This is a genomic window from Streptomyces sparsogenes, assembly GCF_001704635.1.
Classification (GTDB): Bacteria; Actinomycetota; Actinomycetes; order Streptomycetales; family Streptomycetaceae; genus Streptomyces; species Streptomyces sparsogenes.
In genome coordinates this window covers 28,749-47,644 of the sequence record NZ_MAXF01000156.1, presented here as the reverse complement: position 1 = coordinate 47,644, position 18,896 = coordinate 28,749, and the positions used below count along the sequence as shown (strand labels likewise).

The window sequence follows — 18,896 nt, the reverse complement described above, 5'->3', positions numbered from 1 at the left end:
CGGATAGGCTCGACCGGGTCCGCGAGATCGCCGAAGCCCTGGTTCTGGGCACCGAGGAGTCGTTGATGCACCGTCCGGACCGCCTTATGCCGAGCGGCTCGCCACGTATGGGACCGTGGCCACGCGCCTGTCCCTTCTGAGTGACCGTCGGCTTGGTGAGGTCGTGGCCGCCGCCGACCCGCTCGGGTCCGGCATCGGCGGAAGGTCGGCGGAGCTGGACATCGGTGGCACGCGGGTGTTCGTCAAGCGGGTGCCCCTGACGGACACCGAGTTGCGGGCGGAGAACGTGCGGTCGACGGCGAACCTACTCGGACTGCCGCTGTTCTACCAGTACGGGGTGGGCTCAGCGGGGTTCGGGGCCTGGCGAGAGCTGGCCGTGCACGTCATGACCACCAACTGGGTCCTCGGGAACGAGTACGAGGGCTTTCCACTGATGTACCACTGTCGCATCCTGCCCGACGCCCCTCCCGAAGGGTTCGCCGACGAGTTCGGGGGCATCGACGGGGCGGTCTTGCACTGGGAGGGTTCATCGGCCGTGCGCGAGCGTCTGGAGGCCATCGGCCGGTCTTCGTCCAGTCTGGTGCTTTTCTTGGAACACGTCCCGCAGACACTCGCCGACTGGCTGCACGAGTACCGGACCGCCGCGCCGAAGGGCGGGGAGGGCTCGCCGTACCTGTGGGTGGAGGAAGCCCTGGCGCGCGGCACCGCCTTCATGAGCTCGCACGGACTCGTCCACTTCGACGCCCACTTCGCCAGTGTTCTGACCGACGGTCGGCTGCTGTACTTCGCGGACTTCGGACTCGCCCTGAGTTCCGGCTTCGAACTGTCAGCAACTGAGGAGGAGTTCCTCTCCAACCATCTCGCGTATGACCGCTGCCACACTGCGAGCCATTTGCTCCGCCACCATCTGCCCGACGGTCTGCGCGGCGATATGGAACACGAGGTGTTCCTGAGCGAGTGGATCGCCGGCCACCGGCCCGATGGTGTCCCGCGCGAGATCGCCGCGATCACCGACCGGCATTCCCGAGCTGCCGTGGTCTTCGGTGAATTCGCCCGTCGTCTGCTCACCGAGAGCAAGCGGACGCCATTCCCGGCCGCCGAGGTCGCGCAGGCCTGGCGCACCACTGCGGTCGCGACGCCCCATTGAGGCCGGACTTCGGCAGAAGGTCGCCGTCAGGACGTCGCGCCCGCCTGCTCGATCTTCGTCTGCTGGTAACGCAGCCTGGCGACGGAGGCGCCGTCGACGGCGTCCTGCTCGGCGGGCCGGGTGAGCTGGTTCAGCGCGGACAGCGGGTCACGGTCGAGCATCCGGACCTCGCTGATCCGCCGTCCGAGGCGGGCCTGGAGCATCACGATTCTCATGAGCTGCTCGTCGCCGAACCCGCCCTCCTCGACCGGTTCGCCGAGCAGGTGCAGGTTGGTCGTGGTCTGGGAGGACGCGGTACCACCCGCGTCCCGAAGGGCCGGGGCAGGAGCGGGGGACTGCCGGGATGGTGGCCTGTGAGCTGCGGGCGGCCGGGCTGGGACATGGACGTGGTGCCGCCGGGGGACATCGTCGGGGGCGGTTCGGCGATCGCCCGTCTGTGCGTGGCGGTGGCGCCGGGCGGGGGTGTCGGCGGGGGAGGGGCGGGCGGGGTCGCCGACGCCCGGGGGTGCGATCGTCTGGCCTGCCGGCCGGACCGCCGGTCTCCGTTGTCTGGTCGTCGGACACGGTGAGGGTGTCCGGCGCGGGGTACGGCTCGCCGCCGGTGCGCAGGTGGCGGGAGCGGTTGCGCACCGCCGCCGCACGGTCCGGCGGCGTACTCACGTGGTCGGCCGGGCAGCTGACCACCAGGCTGACTCTGGTGGCCGAACTCGTCCTGTGAGTGTTGCCGCTCATGCGGCCACTCCAGCGGACGTGACTCGGCCATCCCGGTGTCCTGAGGGATGTGAGGGATCAGGGGAGGGAGCGAAGTGTTCCCCAGGCGGTCAGCGCAGCCATCAGGAGCACGGTGATGTTGCCGATGCCGTGGGGGTATTCACCTCGGGTGACGTGCACGACCGCGCCGCCGGCCATGATGACGGCGAGGCCGGCCGCGGCGGCTGGTGTGAGTGCCGGGGCGATGTTCGTGGCGCGGGGGAGGATGAGCCCCACCGCGCCGAGTACTTCCAGTGCTCCGATCGCTTTGATTGTTGCGGGGCGGAAGTCCACGACCCACGGCATGAGGGGGGCCATGGCGTCCGGGGACATGGCCAGCTTCATCCCGCCCGCGGCGGTGAACAGTGCGGCGAGGAGGGCCTGGGCGACCCACAGAACGACGGGCACGGCACACTCGTTTCATAAGTGAAGGGAACCCTGCGGTTTGTTGGGCTCAAGCTACCAGAAACCGCAGCACCACCTTCACTTGTAGAATCCAGGCCATGGGATCCGAGCAGGGCCGAAGGCTGCGCAGGGACGCTGAGGCCAACCGGCAGCGCATCATGGCGGCTGCCCGTACCGTGTTCGCCGAGCGGGGACTGGGCGCGCCCCTGGAGGACGTCGCGCGGCAGGCGGAAGTCAACATCGCCACGCTCTACCGGCGTTTCCCCGACCGGGAGGCCCTGATCGAGGCGGTGCTGACCGACCGCATGACCGACCTGGCCCGCCTCGCCGAGGAGGCGATGCTCAACCCCGACCCTTGGGAAGGCTTCAAGGGCTTCGTTGAGCGGATCTGCGCCATGCAGGCCGCCGACCGCGCCGTCACCGAGGCCTTTACCGCCTGCTTTCCCGACTCACCGGCCATGGAAGAGCCACGCTCCCGCGCCATAGAGGCCCTGGATGCCCTGATCCGCCGCGCGCAGCAACAACACCGCCTGCGCCCCGAGATCACCAGCAGTGACGTCATCCTGTTCCTGATGGCCAACACCGGTGTTCTGTCCTCCACCCGCCACGTCGCCCCCGGCGCCTGGCAGCGCCTGGTCGCCCTGCTGCTCGACTCCTGCCGCCCTGAGGCGCCGGCGTCGCCGCTGCCGCCCGTTCCCGGCCCCGAAGAGCTTCACGACGCGATGCTCGCGGCGCGGCCGCGTCGCTGATCGAAGCCCCTGCGAGCAGGCGTTTTCCGGGGCAGCTCCTGACCCGGGAGGAACCGCGGGCCTGGGAGACGCCGACCGCGGGGCGGTCCAGCCGTGGACGCGCCGGCCTCCGCCGTCGGGGATGCGACCGAGTGCTCGATCAGCAGCCGCCTGCCGTGAACGGTCAGCCGGGCATTTACGGTGGGACGCGAGGACCTGCGTGCGGTGTGCGGTGTGTTCCTGGACGGCTCCACGGCACCGGAGGCCTACGCCATGATCAAGCCCGGCCGGCGTTGACAGGGCCCGTGATCAGTACACCTGGCGCTTGTCGATGACGAGTTCGCCGTTGAGGATCACCGTGTTGAGGTCGCGGAGGTTGCCGATGTCCGCTGTGGGGTCGGTGTTCAGTACGAGCAGGTCGGCGCGTTTGCCGGGGGCCACCGTGCCGAGGTGGGGGCGGACGCACTGCCGTGACGCGCCGCTGGTGCCCGCGGCCAGGACCTGGGTGGGTGTCATCCCGGCCGCCACCATGAGTCGGGCCTCTTCCAGGGTGTTGGCTCCGAACAGGCCCCGACCGCTGAACGTGTCGCTGCCCAGCGCGATGTGCACGCCGGCGTCGGCGACCTTTTTGAGATTGTGACGGGCGTCCGGGTGGGCATCGTCGATCCACAGGGTGGGTGTGTAGGTGATGTCGTGTTCGAGCATCAGGTCGATGAGCGAGTGGTCGGTGAGGGGCTCGATGGTGACACCGTGCTCCAGGCCGTCCGCTCCGGCCTCGATCGCCTCGCGTGCCGCGGCTTGCTGGGTGGTGTGGACGGTCACCCGAAGGCCCCGGTCGTGCGCCGTCTCGATACCCGCCCTGAGGAGAGGGAGGGGAAGCCGTTCCAACTCGACACCATCCGGAAAGGCGGGATTACGCCAGAGGTACTTCGGCCCGCCGGATTGTGCGCACGCGCCTTCCGACAGGAGTTTGATCGCGTCCACCTTGCGGTCAGCGAGGTGGTGCACCAGGTCGCGGATCTGCTGCACGCTGTCGACCTCTCCCGTGAAGCGTTCGCGCGCCCAGGGGTTGTCGCTGAAGACCGTCGAGCCCGGCCCGCCGAAGAACGAGCCGTTGGCTGCGGTGTCCGGTACGCCGAAGACAGTGCCGAAGGCTCCGGCCCCAGCCTGCGCCGGCCCCAGCCTGCGCCGGGCCCGGCCGATCGCCGCCGTCGTCGGCACCGCCACGGCTTCTCCCACCGTCGCACCCGCTCCAGCCCCTGCGTCGGCAACCGGGCCACTTCCTCGTAGCCCTGCCCCGAGAACAGGCACATGGCCGGCGCGAAGTAGGCCACCACCCAGCGAAGTCACCGGCATTGACCTCAGTCGTGGAAGGTGGTGACTTCTTCGAGTGGAGCCCGTTCGGTTGTGATGTGGTTCACGGGCGCGGCCTCGTCGGCGTAGCCGAAGGAGATGCCGACGAGCAGTCGCCCTGTGCTGACTGCGAGTTCGGTGCGGACGGTGTCGGCGTGGAAGCTCAGCAGTCCCTGCGGGCAGCTCGCCACGCCGTATGCGGTCATCGCCAGGAGCAGTGTCTGCATGTAGGCGCCGACGTCGGCGGCGAGCCGGGGCCCGCCGTCTCCGGTGACGAACAGGAACGCGGCGTGCGGCGCGCCGTAGAAGCGCAGGCTCTGCGCGTCGTAGGCCGCCCGTGCCTGGTGATCGTGGGGGCTGATGCCCAGTGCTCCGTACAGGCGGGCGCCGAACGCCGCCCGGCGGGCCTTGTGCACCTGCGTGTACATGTCCTCGGAATACGGGAAGTCCACCGAGGTGCGGTGTGCGGCGTGTGCCGCCTGCAAGGCGTCCGCCAGTCGCTCCCGCGCGGTGCCGCTGACCACCTCCACCCGCCACGGCTGCGCGTTGGAGTTGGACGGCGCGGCGCCGGCCAGCGAGAAGATCGCGCGCATCGTGTCCTCGGGCACGGCGTCCGGACGGAACGCTCGGGTCGCATGACGGCCGCGTATTAGCTTCTCCGCGCAGCCGCTCAGTTCGGTGGGGGCCGGCAGGCTCATGGATCACTCCTCGACAGCAACGATGTAAACGAATCCGTTTACCTTGCGGATGTGGCGGACCCTAGCAGACGCCGCCCGCCGAGGTAAACGCAGGTGTATACTTGGTGCATGAGCGCGACGACTACGGCCTCCGGGGGGCGCGGGCGTGGCGGGCGGGAGCGCATCCTGGCCGCCGCCGCCCGGCTGTTCGCGGTCCAGGGGATCAACGCGACCGGTATGGAGCAGGTCGCGGAGGCGGCACCGGTGTCCAAGCGGACGCTCTACGTGCATTTCCGGACCAAGAGCGACCTGGTGATCGCCCACCTCCAGGACCTCGCCTCGTCGGGGGCGACCCTGGAGAGCGTGCTGACCCGCGAGGACATCCCTCCGCGGGAGCGGATCCTCGGGCTGTTCGACCAGCCCGTGCCGGAGGCGGCACCGGTGCGCGGGTGCCCGTTCATCGATGCGGCGGCGGAGTTCCCCGACCCGGACAGCGCGGTCCACTCCTACGCCCGCGAGCAGAAACTGCGGATGGTGGAGCTGGTCACCGCACTGGTGACGGAGCTGGGCTGCCGCGAGCCGGCCGCACTCGCCGAACAGCTGGTCACCCTCGCGGACGGGGCGGCCAGCCGGGCCATGGTGCTGGGCGAAGCGGACTACGGCCGGCACGCACGGACAGCAGCGGAGACCCTTCTCGCGCACGCCCTCGCGGGGTGACCCGTCTGCCTCCGGCCGCACCCCGCCGCGGGGGAGTGGGCGGCGGGAAGGAGGCCGAGACCAGGCAGATCGCGTCCTCGGTCCTGGACGCGGACGAGGGCGTCAAGTTCACCCTGACCGCCATCCGCTCCACCGCCGCCCCGCTGAGAGCCACCGTCCGGCTGAAGGTCTTCGTCGGGCAGCACGGGCGGCTTGTGCTGTCGGACCAGGTACGGGTCGGCGCGGTGGACAGTTGGTTCTGGTTCCCGGTCACCGGGCGGGGGCCATCTGCGAGTTCTCGACGGCGAGCACCGACCCCGCACCCGTCGCGGTAAGCCTGCTGGTCACCCCGGCGATCGGCTGCTCGCTGCCCGAGTGCTTCGAACTACGGGACGGGAAGTTCGAAACCGACCGCTCCGGCGCGCGGTCCCCGCACGGCGGAGGGCGCACCGGTGGTGGCGGCACGGCCGAACGGACCGCTGCCCGGGAAGCGTCGGCCGCCTCCTAGGACGTGGGGTTCGCGCGCCGGAGCCAAGTCCATTGATTGCGTCCGGCTCGGTGGCCTCGCCACCGAGCCGGATCCCGCCGGAGGTCAGGCGGTCAGTTCGCGTCGCGGGGATCGAAGGACTCGGTGTCGACGGTCAGCGGTTCGGGGAAGGCGCTCGCGAGGGCGTCCCACCGGACGAACTTGAAGCCGGTACCGGCCCGGTCGCCGTCGGCGGGGGTGGCCTCACCGTCGTGGGCGATCAGCAGGCCCTTGGGAAACGCGCGGCCCAGGGGGACGTTGACCACGGTGGAGCCGTCCGAGTGCTGCACGCCGTCGACCGCGCCGTCGCCGATGCGGAAGGAGCCGACGTAGTCGTTGTCGCCGTCGCGCTCGTACACGGCGAAGGTGTTGTCGCCCTGGCTGGAGGCCAGGACGTACCCGGTGCCGTCCTCGGCGTGGTAGACGGTGACGCCCTCGGCGTCGGCTCGCAGGTTCTCACCGCCGAAACCGGGGTCGTGGGCCGTGTCGAGGACGCACTCCTCCTCTTCGGTGTCGTACGTCCACGGCGTTCCGTACTCACGTACGCGGTCGACCAGTTCCGGGTCCTCGAACTCCCCGTCGTCCAGGTCGACGCGCCACAGGCCGACCCGCTCCTGGGCGGCGTACAGAACGTGCTGTTCCTGGTCGACGGCCATGCCCTCGACCTGGGGGTGCTCACCGGGGTCCGCACACGGGGTCCACGCCTTGCCGTTGGGCAGGGTGAAGGTGCCAGGGAGGTCGAGGGTGTCCTCGGTCTCGTAGCCGACGCGCCCGTCGCGGTCCTTCAGCCGCAGCAGGCGCAGGCGGGTCTCCTCGCGCTGTGACACCACCACGTAGGCGTGGTCGTCCTTGCTGAAGGCGGACAGGCCGTAGGAGGTGCGCTGGTCGTCCACCTCGGCCTCGTCCGCGGCGAACACGGGAGCGGCGTCGCCGGAGGTGACGTCCTTCAGCGGCGGCTTGCCGGCCGCGACGGCGGCCGGGTCGATGGCGAAGGCGCGGACGCGGTCCCGACCCCGGTCGCTGACGAGCGCCAGATCGGTCTTCCGGCCGTCCAACTCGAAGCCGTAGACGATGTCGACGTTGTTGAAACGGCCGGGCTTGGCGTCCTCGCCCGGTGCCAGGGGCGCCGCAATGTGCTGCAGGCGCCGGCCGTCGAGTCCGTAGACGTCGAGGCCGGCCTCCTTCAGTGTGCCGATGACGATGCTGCGGCCCGGGGCGTCGGGGTCGACCCACACGGCCGGATCGTCGGCGTCGGCGTGGCCACCGGCCTCGTCGTCGTACACCGCGGGAGTCTCCACGGCGGCTGTGACGGTCACCGGTGCCACGGGCCCGGTCGCCAGGGTGAACGCGGTGGTGAGTGCGGTCAGGGCGCTGAGAGCTGAGGCGCTCACATTACTCCTTGGTAGGAATGGGGACGCCGAGCAGATATTGGGGATTGCGCGCAGGAATCGTATTGAAGCGATCACGAATGCCGCAATATCCCTCAGTTGTGCCGGGTGGGCGCCGGGTCGGGGCGGGCCCGGGTCCCCATCGCCCTGCCGGGTGGCCGCAGGTGCGCGTTCTCTTTGCCCGAGCAGGTATTGACACGCCAGGGGGCCTCTGCGACGGTACGGGACATCTCTAAAAAGAGATGTCCTGACAAGTGCAGTGAGACGAGGACGTCGCTGTGAACAGACAGGCCCAGGCGCCACCGCGCGCCGCCACGGCAGAGACGACTACGCCGGTCGTCCCTCCCCTTCCGCCGCCCGGGCGTGGCGGACGCGCTCTGCGCTATGGATTGCGGGTGGGGCTTCGCCGGCCCACCACGGCGATCGGGGTGCTCGCCCTGATCCTCTTCGGCTATCTGATCGCGGTGCCGATCGTCACCATGCTGGTGCAGGGCTTCACCGTGAGCCCGAAGGACACGGTCGTCGTGCAGCAGCAGGAGGGGTCACCGACCTCCTACTACCTGTGGCGGGTGTTCCTGTCGCCGGTGGCCGCCGACCTGTTCTGGCGTCCGCTGGTGCACACGCTCCTGGTGAGCACCTGCTCGGTGGTGTTCTCGCTGATCCTGGGCGGGGTGTTGGCGTGGCTGATCACGCGCACCGACCTGTGGGGCAGGCGCTGGTTCAGCACCGCGCTCATCGTGCCCTACATGCTGCCGACGTGGGCGTTCGCGCTCGCCTGGACGACCATCTTCAAGAACCGCACTGCGGGCGGCCAGCCCGGATGGCTGGAGTCCATCGGGGTCACTCCGCCGGACTGGCTGGCATACGGCGGCGTGCCGATCACGATCATCTTCACGCTGTACTTCACGCCGTTCGTCATCCTGCTGCTGGGCAATGCCCTCAAACGCCTGGACCCGCAGCTCGAGGACTCCGCCCGGATGCTCGGCGCGGGCTACGGCACGGTGGTGCGCACCGTGGTGGTGCCGCTGATGCGCCCAGCCCTCGTGTCGGCCGCGACGCTGATCCTGGCCAAGGTGCTCGGTGAGTTCGGCGTGACCTACATCCTGGGTCTGCCCACGGACTTCAACGTCCTGGCGACCTCGCTGTACCGCAGCATATCCACCCGGGAGGACGGCGCCGCCGCCGTCATCGCCGGTGCGATCATCCTGATCGGGCTGCTCTCGCTCTGGGTTGACGTGCACTTCCTGAAGGAGGCCCGGCGCTTCGTCACCATCGGGGGGAAGGGGGCGATGGACCGCACCCGCGCACTGGGCCGGTGGCGGGTACCCGCCACCGCGTTGTGCGGCCTGGCGTTCGTACTGAGTGTCGTGGTGCCCCTGGGGGTGCTGGCGCTCTCCACGGTCATGCGCCGGCCGGCGGACTTCTCCGCGGACAACTTCACCCTCGACTACTGGGTCGGCCACGGGCTGGACACGCCGGCCTTCACCGACGGCGTTCTGGTCAGTGGGGCCGTGTGGTCGGCGGTCTGGAACACCTTCTGGATCGTCGGACTCGCCGCGGTAGCCGCCGGTGTGCTCGGCCAGCTCGTCGGCTACGTGGTCGTCCGTTCCCCCAGCCGGCTGCTCGGTACCACACTGCGGCAACTGACCTTCCTGCCCTACCTCGTGCCCGGCATCGCCTTCGCGGTGGCGTACCTGTCGCTGTTCGCGGTGGACCGCGGACCGATCCCGGCCCTGTACGGCACCAGCACCCTCCTGGTGCTGATCTACATGGTCGAGCAGATGCCGTTCGCCACCCGGGCCGGAATCTCGTCGATGATGCAGCTCGGTCCCGAGCCGGAGGAGGCCGCCCAGGTCGCGGGAGCCGGCTGGTGGCGACGCATGGCCCATGTCGTGCTGCCGATCCAGAAACGCGCTCTGGCGACCGGTGTGCTGATGCCGTTCATCGCCGGTGTCCGCAGCCTGAGCCTGGTGGTGATCCTCGCGGTCCCCGGCATGGACGTGCTCACCACCTTCGCGATCAGGCTTGTCGAGTACGGCTACACACAGGCGGCCAACGGCGTGGTCCTCGTCGTCTCCGCCGTCGCCTTCGGCGGCACCTATGCCATCCAGAAAACGATGAAGACCGACCTCGGTCGGGGACTAGGTGGGTGACAGATGCCGACGATCCGGCTCCAGGGCATCAGCAAGCGCTACCCGGGCAGCACCGCCAGCGCGGTCGACAGCCTTGATCTCACCGTGAACGACGGCGACTTCATGTGCATGCTCGGCCCGTCCGGCTGCGGCAAGACGACCACGCTGCGGATGATCGCCGGCCTGGAACAGCCCACCGGCGGCTCCATCTCGGTCGGCGACCGTGTGCTCGACTCGGTCGAGCAGGGCGTGTTCGTCGCCCCCGAACGGCGCGAGATGGGCCTGGTCTTCCAGAGCTACGCGCTGTGGCCGCACATGACCATCCGGCAGAACACCGAGTACGGCCTGCGGCTGCGCAAGGTCGGCCGGGCCGAGCGCAGCAGCCGCGCCGACGAGGTCATGAACGTGATGGGCATCGGCCGCTTCGCCGACCGCTACCCCTCCCAGCTCTCCGGCGGCCAGCAGCAGCGGGTCGCGTTGGCCCGCATGCTGGCCGTCAACCCCGGTGTGATGCTGCTGGACGAACCGCTGTCCAACCTCGACTCGCGGCTGCGCCTGGAGATGCGCACCGAACTCAAGCGCATCCACCAGGACTTCCGCTCGACCATCGTGTTCGTCACCCACGACCAGTGGGAGGCGATGACGCTGGCCACCCGCATCGCGGTGCTGGCCGACGGTCGGCTCCAGCAGATCGGAACCCCTACGGACATCTACGACCGGCCCCGCAACCGTTTCGTCGCCGGTTTCCTCGGCAACCCCCCGATCAACATCATCGAGTTCACCGACGACGAGCCCGCCCCGCACATCGCCGCGGCCCACCGTTTCGCGGAAACCCGCCTGCACGGCGCCACGGCTGTCCCCGGCTCGATCGGCATCCGCCCCGAATCCATCCGGATCGAGCCGCCCTCCCAGGCCCCGGCCCCCGACGCCCTGACGATCGACGCCTCCATCTTCGCCATCCTGCCGACCGGAGGCAGCTGGACCATCGAAGCTGTCGCGGACGGCCGGCATCTGTTCGCCACCACATCCGTCCCGCCGACCTGCCGACCCGGGGACGACGTACGGTTGCGCGTGGCGGCGCACGAGGTCCACGTCTTCGACACGGAGGGCGAACGTGTCGGTCTCTCCTGAGCCGCGCCCGCGACCGCGACCACAAACGCAGCCGCGACCGGGACTGCCGCAGCCGCGACTGCTCGCCCTCGACATGGGGGGCGTGATCGTCGAGACCCTTCCCGCTCCCGGATGGGCGGCGCGCTTCGCCACCCGCCTGCTCGGCCACGCGCGCCACAGCCTGCCCCCCGGCACCGCCCTGCCCACCGTCGAGCAGGTCGCCACCGATCTCGCCGAAGGCCGCGCCCGCCACGACTCCTGGAAGGACAGCACCCTCGGCGGCGCCGAACTCAGCCAAAGCGAGCTGTGGGCCGAGCTGTCCCGTCCCACATGGGGCAGACCACTGCTCGACCACATCACCCGGAACCGCGCCGACCTCACCGCCGAACTCTGCCTGGTATGGGAGGAGCGCGCAGTACGCGACGGCATCCGCGAGCTGCTCGTCGAGTGCACCCGCGCCGGGATCGCCGTCGGCGTCGTCAGCAACACCATCTCCGGACCGGCCTACCGCAGCGTCCTGGACCGGGCCGGCCTGACCGGCTACTTCCGTGCCCTGTCGTTCAGCGACGAAGTCGGCATCCGCAAGCCCGACCCACGGTTGCTCCTCGACGCCATCGGCGTCGCCGGTGTCCCCCCGGGCGCCACCTGGTACGTCGGGGACACCTATCGGCGCGACGTCGTCTGCGGCCGCCGCGCCGGTGCCGGGACCACCATCCTGATGCGCTCACGTCGCACTGAGCCGGCACCGGGCGGCGGGCCCGAACCCGACCACACCGTCGGCGACCCCGCCGGTCTGCACGCCCTGTTGTGCGCCGCTCTGCACGCCCCCACCACATCACGTGGCGGGGGACTCCATACGACCCGATGAGGATCGCCCTTATGCCCTCGCTGTCCGCCCGCTGCTCCGCCACCGCGCGGCGCGCCGCCCTGGATGTGGCTCCGATGCTGCTCAGCGGGTTCCGGCACGACATGAACATCGACCTCAAGGCCGACTTCCACGACGTCGTGACCAAGTACGACCGGGCCGCCGAAGCCCGTATCCGCGAGATCATCGAAGAGGACTTCCCCGGCTCCGCCGTCGTCGGCGAGGAAGATGGGCTCCGTGCCGGAGCCGATCCCACCTGGTACATCGACCCGATCGACGGCACCTCCAACTTCGCCCGGGGCATCGCGTTCTGGTGTGTGTCCATCGCCGCTGTCGTCGACGGCGAGGTGATCGCCGGAGTCATCTACGACCCCGTACAGGACAACCTGTTCACCGCGGACGACACCGGCGCCCGCCTCGGCGGGAAACCCATCCACGCCCGCGGGTTCGGCGTCAGTGACCAGGCCACCGTCCTCGCCCACTATCCGATGCCCGCCGACCTCGCCGCCGACGAGGAGTTCAGCCTGCGCCGCTACGGTGCGCTGGTGCGCGGTTTCTCCGCTGTGCGCAACACCAGCAGCGGCGCCCTGTGCCTGGCCCATGTCGCCGCCGGCTGGGCCGACGCCACCTTCAACTTCGGTACCAACGCCTGGGACGTCGCCGCGGGCAGCCTCCTGCTGAAACTCGCCGGCGGCAGCTACCACGCCTACATCGACGGAGTGGAGCAACCCGCCCACGGAGACTTCCTGGCCCCCGACTATTTCGGCCACGTCGCCGACGCCGACTTCCCGCTGATCACCCGCACCATGCACGAAGGATCCCGGCTGCGCTCCGCCTGAGCCCAGCCACCGGGTCGCTCCAGAACAAGGAGATTCCATGCACACGCCCAGATCAAGAGTCGGACGCCTCGCCGCCGCCGTGACCGGCGCGGCGCTGTTCACCGCGCTCGCCGCCTGCGCCCCACCCCCGGCCACCGGTACCGAGTCCTCCGCCACCCCCCTGGCGCAGAAGAGCACCCAGCCCGACGAGACCGCCGAGGGCTTCGACCTCGACGCGCTGATCGCGGCCGCGAGGACCGAGCCCGGCATCACCGTCTACGACCAGACGGGCAAGGTCGTCGACACCGCCAAGGCGTTCTCCAAGAAGTACGGCCTCAAGGCCACGGGCGTGAAGGTCGAACTCGGGGCCATCGACAAAGTCCTGCGCGAGAACCAGTCCGGCAACGTCATCGGAGACGTCGTCATCAACGAAGACCTGCCCACCTACGCCGTGGAACTGCTCCAGCGTGGCGTGCTGGTCAACTGGGTGCCCGGCGACCTCAAGGACTCGATCAAACCCGAGGACCGGTACCCCCTGACCGTCCACTACGGGCCCATGGGCTGGGTCTACAACAACAAGACCTACTCCCACTGCCCGGTGTCCAACATCTGGCAGCTCACCGACCCCGACTTCGCCGGTCGCGTCGCCATCGCGGACCCGCTCAGCAACCCCAAGTACCCGTACTGGTTCAACTCCCTCGCCCGCAACGACGACGACGCGCTGCGCGCCGCCTACAAGCAGCAGTACGGCACCGACCTGTCCACCGACCAGCCGGACGCGGCGCACGAATGGCTCAAGCGATTCGCAGCGAACCAACCAAAGATCACGCAGACCGACGAGGAGGTCTCCGAGGCCGTCGGCGCGCCGGGTCAGAAGACCCCGAGCTTCGGCCCGATATCGATGGCAAAGTTCCGCAACGTCGCCCAGAAGGGCTACCACCTGGCCATCTGCGACGGCATGAAACCCAACGCCCTCCAGGCATTCCCGTCGGCGATCGCCTACGCGGCCAAGACCAAGAGCCCCAACACCGCCAAGCTCTACATCCACTACATGCTCACCCAGGAGGGCTTCGCCCTCCAGCTCGCCGACGGCAAGCCCTCCACCAACGCGAAGGTCCCACCACCCAACGACCCCTCACACATCAAGAACTACCTCAAGCAGATGGCCCCGTTGCGCGCCACCGACCTGCTCAGTGACTACCGGACCAAGTCCGACTGGGAGGACTTCTGGCGCACCTCCCACCACTGACGCACATCACCCGTCCCGCAGGCTGTGAGCACCGCCGACCCGGTGCTCACTGCCTGCTACCATCCAACCCGGCGCCGGGTACCACCCAGTGACGCCCCGGGGAAGGACGAGACTCAGCGTGGCCGACGAACGCATCGAATTCTCCCAGTGCTTCCGTCCTGTCATCCACAGCAGCGGAATACCGCTCTACACCCAGGTCGTGCACCAGATCGAAGACGCGCTACGGCGCAACGTCATTCATCCCGGCCAGTTCCTGCCACCGGAACCGGAACTCTGCCACGCCTTCGGCGTCGGCCGCACCACCGTCCGCCGTGCCGCCGAGCAGCTCATCGACAGGGGCATCCTCAGCCGCGTCCCCGGCGTCGGAACTCGAATCAGCAAGGCCCCCACACTCGACTACTCCTCGCTGACGAGCCCCAGCCTGTACGCCGATCTGAAGTCGGCGCACCGGGACCCCGCCACCCGCCTCATCTCCTGGCAGACGGTCACCGCCGACAAAGCCCTCTCCGAGCGCACCGGCTTCCCCGTCGGTACGGAGCTGGTGGCCCTGGACCGGCTCCGCCTGGCCGGCGACACACCGATCGCGCTCCTCGGCAATCACCTGCCCCGGGCCCTCGCCGACTTCGACGCCGAGCGTCTGCGCGACTCCAGCCTGGACGCCGTCATGAGAGGCCGCGGCCACCACACCCGCCGCATCGAGTACGAGGTCAGCGCCTGGCTCGCCACACCCCACGAAGCCGAACTCCTCGACATCGCCGAAGGCACACCGCTGCTGCGGGAACACCGCTGGGCCTACGACATCGACGACAACTACATCAACTTCTCCGAGAACTACTACCACCCCACCCACTTCCACATGCGCGGCGTGCTGCTCGCGGAGGTACCCGAGTAGCGCAGCGGCGCCCTCCGCACTTCGTGGCGGCAGAGCGCCGTCCGGCATCCCCCAAGGCTCAGGCGGGGTCCGTCGAGGAGAGCACGCCCGGGTGGAGCAGCGCGTCCGGACTCCAAGCACGTTTGGTGACGGCGGCCGGGTCCAGGTCGACCGCGGCGCGGGTGAGGGCAGCCACCGTGCCTTGGCGATCCCGATTCCGTGTTCGGCGGAGATGGTGCCGCCCCGGCGGGCCACGGCCCGCAGCACGGCATCGCTCAACCGAGCGTCGCTGTCCCCGGCGCCGAGGATGTTGACGTGGTAGTCGCCCTCCGCGAGGTGGCCGAAGAGCACCAGCCGGGCCCCGGGCGCGTGGTGGGCCGTCAGCCCGCGCACCTCCTGCCCGAAGCTCGCCAGCTCGTCCAGCGGGACCGCGACGTCCAGCTTCAGCAGCACGCCTTCGGCGTTGGCGGCGTCGGTATGGCCCTCGCGGTACGCCCACAGGGCGTGCCGGGCCGACTCGTCGGTGGCGATGGCGGAGTCCAGCAAGTCGGGGCTGCGCTCCAGGGCCTCGATCAGGCCGTCGGGGGTCCCGCTGGGCCGCGCACTCCAGCAGCAGGTGGACCGGGTAGGAAGCCCGGGTTCGGAACGGCGCGAGGAGCCGGAGGTGCTTGTGGACCAGCTCCAAGCCGTCCGCATAGGTGATCCCGGCCGAATCCAGCGAGGGCACCCTGCCGCGTACCAGGGCCAGCACCCGCAGGGCAGCGGCGGTGTCCTGAAGGGCGAGCAGGACGGTGACCAGGTCGGTGAACAGCGAGATCAGCCGCAGCCTCACCCGGGTGATCACCGCGAGTGTTCCCTCGCTGCCCACCAGCAACTGCGTCAGGTCATAGCCGGAGCTGTCCTTGGGCAGCCCGGAGAGCCGATTCAGCACCCGCCGTCAGCGAGGACCGCCTCGAGCCCCACGGCCTGACCGCGGATCGGCTCCCAGCGCAGCACCAGCAGCGGGCTCGCGTTGGTGGCCACCATCCCGCCGATGGTGACGCTGTCGCGGGCGGCCAGGTCCACGGCGACGTCGTAGCCGGCCTCCCGCACACGCCGCTGCACGGCGGCCAAGGTGGCGCCGGTGCTCACCGTCACCTGGCCCGAGAGCTGGTCCACCGGCTCCAGGTCGGCGAAGCCGGGTCGTGCTGAGCACGGCCTCACCGTGCCGGGGGACGCCGCCACCGACCAGGCCGGGATTGCCGCCCTGGGGACCACCGGGACGCCGCACTGGGCGCAGGCCCGCAGCGCCGCCACCTCGTACGCATGGCGGGGGCGGGGAGCTCGCCCCTGACTGACCGGCTTTGGCGTTGTCGGCCATCGGAGTGCCCGTCAGCGCCATCAGCGGTGTGCCGGCGGACAGCAGTAGACCGGGGAGCTGCAGCGCAGTGGGGCTGTGCCGGTCCGAGTGCCGTCCATCGAGCCATCGCGCCGGCGAGGCGAGTTGGTGTGGTCGTGTGGCTGTGTGAAGGTGGCGGGCTGAGCGGTGAGGGCCGTTGTGGCGAGGGCGGGTGTGGCTGGTGTGGGGGTGGTGTGTGGTGGGGCGGTGACGCGATCCCGGTGGTGACTGGTCAGTTTTCGAGAAGCGCTGGTCATCCGGTCGCTTCTACCGTGGGCGTCATGAACGCTTTCGACTCTGTTGTTGTTGAGGTGGCCGACATCGAGGCTGCCGCCTGTTTCTACTCCGCTGTTCTTGGGTCTGATTCGCCTCACGTGTGTCTGCGGGCTTCTCAGGACCCTACGTCCGGTTTCCGTGGTTTCGCGTTGTCGCTGGTGGTGTCTCAGCCGGGGAACGCTGACGCTGTCATCGATGCTGCTGTGGATGCCGGTGGCAGGGTTGTGAAGTCCGCGTCGAAGTCGTTGTGGGGCTATGGGGGTGTGGTTCAGGCCCCGGACGGGACGGTCGTGAAGGTTGCGACGTCGGCGAAGAAGGACACAGTGCCGGTCAGCCGTGATGTCGGGGAGTTGGTGCTCTTGCTGGGTGTGGAGGATGTCAAGGCCAGTAAGGAGTTCTATGCCGGTCGGGGGCTGAGTGTGGGGAAGAGTTACGGCAGCAAGTACGTCGAGTTCGCTGCGGATCCCGGCCACATCAAGCTCGCTTTGTACAAGCGCCGGGCTCTGGCGAAGGATGTGGGTGTCTCCGAGGAGGGGACGGGTTCGCACCGGCTCGTACTTTCCGGCGCTGCCGGTCCCTTCCGGGATCCGGACGGCTTCGTCTGGGAGGCCAGTGCGAGTGCCCCGCTGACCGCCACGGCTTGAGCTGCGCCAACACGTCCTGTCTGTGGGACAGGGCGTGATCAGCATCGCCGACGTCCCTCAACCCACCAGCACCCAGGGACTTGAGCGGCGGGCTGGGGCCGGTCGGCACCGGGACTTTGGGCGAGTGGGCCGTTGCCGCGTCCGCGCTCTTTGAGGAAGGCGCATGGTCGAGGTGCGCGAGACGCTGCCGTTGTCTTCCGTCGGGAGCACCATCACCCCTGGGGGTGCTGGTGCTCGCGACGTGGGCCGGTTGTGGGTGTTTGATCGCGGTAGGGGGTTGGGGTTTTGGGTGTCTGCCGTCTGCTGGCCGGCGCGTGGCGGGCCGGGGCCGTTGTTGTGGGGTTGGCGCGCGCGTAGGGGCAGAGGGCGGTGGGTCGGCTGGCTGGTGGCGTTTTTTCCTGGCGGGGTGGCAGGGCGGGGAGTGGACGCACCTTGGCCGTCCGCTCTTATCTCGTGGCGGGGCCTGCACTGTTCCTGGGCAGATGTGTCCTGTCCGCTTCGCGTGTTCGGCTGTCGCCCCGCACGTGGCTGCCCGCGACTGTCTGCCCGCCCCGGCTCAGCGCCCTCCGCCGTCCCCGTTCCGGTTCCTGTTCGCGTCCCCGGTTCAGTTTGCTGCGCTGTCCCTGTCTCCGGCTTGGAACTGCTAACGAAAATGGGGTGGAAGATGTCCTCCGGCCAGGCGAGGATCTTTCACGACTCGCGGGCGAAAGGGCAGGTATGGGTGTCGGTCCTCCGAGGGAGCTCATCTCCCTTGCTGATGACGAGGGGAACAGTGTCACGGTCAGCGTGCTGGGACGTAACCCCAGGTGGGCTGCCGGACTGAACGCCGAGATCGTCGTCAAGACGCCCTTCGTGTCCGGCCGTATTGACCTCGCGCTGTCGGCTTCGGAGCTGGAAGATTGGGCCGACGCGCTGGACCGGCTTGACGTCGGCGTAGACGTGGCCTGGATGGAGATGAGCAGGGGGCCGTCCATCTTCATCCAGCTCAACGGCGAACGTGGCTGTCCTGAGGTTGTTGTGGAAGACGAGTCGGGGTCCATGGTCACCGTGCGGGTCCCCCTCGTCCCGCCGGACAACTGGATCGCCGGCCACCGGCAGCGCCTGCGCCACGTGATGGATCACTGGGTTCCGATGCTGTCAGGTTAGGGAGACAAGCCGTCGCCGGCAGATGAGCGCGCAGCCCAGCGTGAGGAAGGCTTCGTGGATGTCGTCGCGGATCTTCCAGCGGATCCGCAGGTGACGGAACCCGTGCAGGGGGGCGGATGCGCGCTCCAGGGTTCAGTGTTGGGTGCCCGGCCCAGAGTCGTGTCAGGGGCCGCGGCGGGCGATCAGCGGCTTCACGCCGAGCCCCACCAGGCGGCGGTACTTGTCGTGGTCGTAGCCGGGGTCGGCCGGCGCCATGTCTGGGCGGTGCCGGGGTCGGCCATGCTTGCCATGCACCGGCGGCATGGCTAGCAGGAGGGGGATCGGTTGGGTGACGTCGTTGCGGTTGCCACCGGTCAGGACAGCGGCGAGCGGGAGGCCGGTGGCATCGGTGATCAGGTGGTGTTTGCTGCCTGCCCTACCCCGGCCGACAGGACTTCGTCCGGTCGTGGGTCCCCTTTCCATGCGCGGATGTGGGAGCCGTCGGTGACCGCTCTGGAAAGTTGAGGGTGTTCGCGCTGCGAAGCTCGGCGAGGAGAGCCTCATGCAGCCGAGGCCAGACCCCGGCCTCGGTCCATTCAGCCAGGCGGCGCCAGCAGGTCATGCCGGAACCGAAGCCGGTCATCGTCGACTTCCCACGGCTTCGGCCGCGCCACCCCGTACCTCCGGCTCATCAGTCCCGGAGTGATCCAACCACCTCGGAGATCATTTTGTTGGGAGTTCTTAGCGCTGTCCGCGGG

Annotated in this window: 18 protein-coding genes and 3 pseudogenes; 13 read left to right on the top strand and 8 right to left on the bottom strand. The window is 69.4% G+C overall.

All coding sequences use genetic code 11. From position 1 onward, the window contains the following. Nucleotides 1-115 precede the first annotated feature (115 nt). Nucleotides 116-1,147 carry a protein kinase family protein gene (locus BBH68_RS31375; RefSeq protein ID WP_065967115.1) on the top strand — a complete coding sequence of 344 codons (1,032 nt, stop codon included), beginning with the start codon at nucleotides 116-118 and terminating at the stop codon, nucleotides 1,145-1,147. Between the two features lie 26 nt (nucleotides 1,148-1,173). Here the strand turns inward: BBH68_RS31375 and BBH68_RS41640 are convergent, their stop codons facing one another. Continuing rightward, nucleotides 1,174-1,362: a hypothetical protein gene (locus tag BBH68_RS41640; RefSeq protein WP_141713099.1), complete on the bottom strand. Its 189-nt coding sequence runs from the start codon at nucleotides 1,360-1,362 to the stop codon at nucleotides 1,174-1,176. 356 nt (nucleotides 1,363-1,718) lie between these two features. Between BBH68_RS41640 and BBH68_RS42285 the strand changes: the two genes are divergently transcribed. Then, complete coding sequence (locus tag BBH68_RS42285; protein WP_158080354.1) at nucleotides 1,719-1,865, top strand: hypothetical protein; 147 nt, start codon at nucleotides 1,719-1,721, stop codon at nucleotides 1,863-1,865. Nucleotides 1,866-1,936: 71 nt separating this feature from the next. Here BBH68_RS42285 and BBH68_RS31370 read toward each other — a convergent pair whose 3' ends face one another. Further along, nucleotides 1,937-2,305 (bottom strand): DoxX family protein, encoded by a 369-nt coding sequence (locus tag BBH68_RS31370; RefSeq protein ID WP_065967114.1) that lies wholly within the window; start codon nucleotides 2,303-2,305, stop codon nucleotides 1,937-1,939. A 95-nt stretch (nucleotides 2,306-2,400) separates the two neighbouring features. Here BBH68_RS31370 and BBH68_RS31365 point away from each other — a divergent pair, with 95 nt between their 5' ends. Next, nucleotides 2,401-3,051, top strand: coding sequence for a TetR/AcrR family transcriptional regulator (locus BBH68_RS31365; protein ID WP_065967113.1), 651 nt, complete (start codon nucleotides 2,401-2,403; stop codon nucleotides 3,049-3,051). A gap of 288 nt (nucleotides 3,052-3,339) precedes the next feature. Here the strand turns inward: BBH68_RS31365 and BBH68_RS31360 are convergent, their stop codons facing one another. Together BBH68_RS31360 and BBH68_RS31355 are read right to left on the bottom strand one after the other, a co-directional pair. Next, a complete protein-coding gene (locus tag BBH68_RS31360) occupies nucleotides 3,340-4,257 on the bottom strand; it encodes an amidohydrolase family protein (RefSeq protein WP_245738399.1) in 918 nt (305 codons plus the stop codon). A 134-nt stretch (nucleotides 4,258-4,391) separates the two neighbouring features. Beyond that, nucleotides 4,392-5,081 carry a nitroreductase gene (locus BBH68_RS31355; RefSeq protein WP_065967112.1) on the bottom strand — a complete coding sequence of 230 codons (690 nt, stop codon included), beginning with the start codon at nucleotides 5,079-5,081 and terminating at the stop codon, nucleotides 4,392-4,394. A gap of 108 nt (nucleotides 5,082-5,189) precedes the next feature. Here BBH68_RS31355 and BBH68_RS31350 point away from each other — a divergent pair, with 108 nt between their 5' ends. Both BBH68_RS31350 and BBH68_RS31345 read left to right on the top strand, forming a co-directional pair. Continuing rightward, complete coding sequence (locus BBH68_RS31350; protein ID WP_065967111.1) at nucleotides 5,190-5,777, top strand: TetR/AcrR family transcriptional regulator; 588 nt, start codon at nucleotides 5,190-5,192, stop codon at nucleotides 5,775-5,777. Further along, nucleotides 5,774-6,091, top strand: a complete 318-nt coding sequence (locus BBH68_RS31345) for a hypothetical protein (protein WP_141713098.1) — start codon at nucleotides 5,774-5,776, stop codon at nucleotides 6,089-6,091. Before BBH68_RS31350 ends, BBH68_RS31345 begins: the two co-directional genes overlap by 4 nt. A 265-nt stretch (nucleotides 6,092-6,356) precedes the next feature. Here BBH68_RS31345 and BBH68_RS31340 read toward each other — a convergent pair whose 3' ends face one another. After that, a complete protein-coding gene (locus BBH68_RS31340) occupies nucleotides 6,357-7,673 on the bottom strand; it encodes a phytase (protein ID WP_065967109.1) in 1,317 nt (438 codons plus the stop codon). A 392-nt stretch (nucleotides 7,674-8,065) separates the two neighbouring features. On the opposite strand from BBH68_RS31340, the gene BBH68_RS31335 reads away from it, so the two are divergent. The 6 genes from BBH68_RS31335 to BBH68_RS31310 all read left to right on the top strand — a co-directional run bounded on the left by BBH68_RS31335 (nucleotide 8,066) and on the right by BBH68_RS31310 (nucleotide 14,736). Beyond that, complete coding sequence (locus tag BBH68_RS31335; RefSeq protein WP_211301864.1) at nucleotides 8,066-9,823, top strand: ABC transporter permease; 1,758 nt, start codon at nucleotides 8,066-8,068, stop codon at nucleotides 9,821-9,823. Between the two features lie 3 nt (nucleotides 9,824-9,826). Further along, nucleotides 9,827-10,933, top strand: a complete 1,107-nt coding sequence (locus tag BBH68_RS31330) for an ABC transporter ATP-binding protein (RefSeq protein ID WP_065967108.1) — start codon at nucleotides 9,827-9,829, stop codon at nucleotides 10,931-10,933. Then, nucleotides 10,917-11,780 carry an HAD family hydrolase gene (locus tag BBH68_RS31325; RefSeq protein ID WP_342673158.1) on the top strand — a complete coding sequence of 288 codons (864 nt, stop codon included), beginning with the start codon at nucleotides 10,917-10,919 and terminating at the stop codon, nucleotides 11,778-11,780. The genes BBH68_RS31330 and BBH68_RS31325 overlap by 17 nt, the downstream gene beginning before the upstream one ends. An 11-nt stretch (nucleotides 11,781-11,791) precedes the next feature. Then, nucleotides 11,792-12,616, top strand: a complete 825-nt coding sequence (locus BBH68_RS31320; RefSeq protein WP_065967106.1) for an inositol monophosphatase family protein — start codon at nucleotides 11,792-11,794, stop codon at nucleotides 12,614-12,616. A 37-nt stretch (nucleotides 12,617-12,653) separates the two neighbouring features. Further along, the gene (locus BBH68_RS31315) at nucleotides 12,654-13,844 is read left to right on the top strand and encodes an ABC transporter substrate-binding protein (RefSeq protein ID WP_065967105.1); all 1,191 of its coding nucleotides are present in this window, start codon (nucleotides 12,654-12,656) and stop codon (nucleotides 13,842-13,844) included. A gap of 118 nt (nucleotides 13,845-13,962) precedes the next feature. Beyond that, nucleotides 13,963-14,736, top strand: coding sequence for a GntR family transcriptional regulator (locus BBH68_RS31310; RefSeq protein ID WP_065967104.1), 774 nt, complete (start codon nucleotides 13,963-13,965; stop codon nucleotides 14,734-14,736). A gap of 222 nt (nucleotides 14,737-14,958) precedes the next feature. Here BBH68_RS31310 and BBH68_RS44610 read toward each other — a convergent pair. Further along, a pseudogene (locus BBH68_RS44610) lies at nucleotides 14,959-15,411 on the bottom strand (FAD-linked oxidase C-terminal domain-containing protein); the annotation flags it as partial. Between the two features lie 228 nt (nucleotides 15,412-15,639). Then, nucleotides 15,640-16,017 (bottom strand): annotated as a pseudogene (locus BBH68_RS39945) (FAD-binding oxidoreductase); the annotation flags it as partial. A gap of 357 nt (nucleotides 16,018-16,374) precedes the next feature. Here BBH68_RS39945 and BBH68_RS31295 point away from each other — a divergent pair. Together BBH68_RS31295 and BBH68_RS31290 are read left to right on the top strand one after the other, a co-directional pair. Continuing rightward, complete coding sequence (locus BBH68_RS31295; protein ID WP_065967152.1) at nucleotides 16,375-17,013, top strand: VOC family protein; 639 nt, start codon at nucleotides 16,375-16,377, stop codon at nucleotides 17,011-17,013. Between the two features lie 657 nt (nucleotides 17,014-17,670). Beyond that, nucleotides 17,671-18,159: a DUF5959 family protein gene (locus BBH68_RS31290; RefSeq protein WP_141713097.1), complete on the top strand. Its 489-nt coding sequence runs from the start codon at nucleotides 17,671-17,673 to the stop codon at nucleotides 18,157-18,159. Here BBH68_RS31290 and BBH68_RS43560 read toward each other — a convergent pair. Further along, a pseudogene (locus BBH68_RS43560) lies at nucleotides 18,151-18,766 on the bottom strand (IS5 family transposase); the annotation flags it as partial. The gene BBH68_RS31290 and the pseudogene BBH68_RS43560 overlap by 9 nt on opposite strands. Nucleotides 18,767-18,896: the final 130 nt, after the last annotated feature.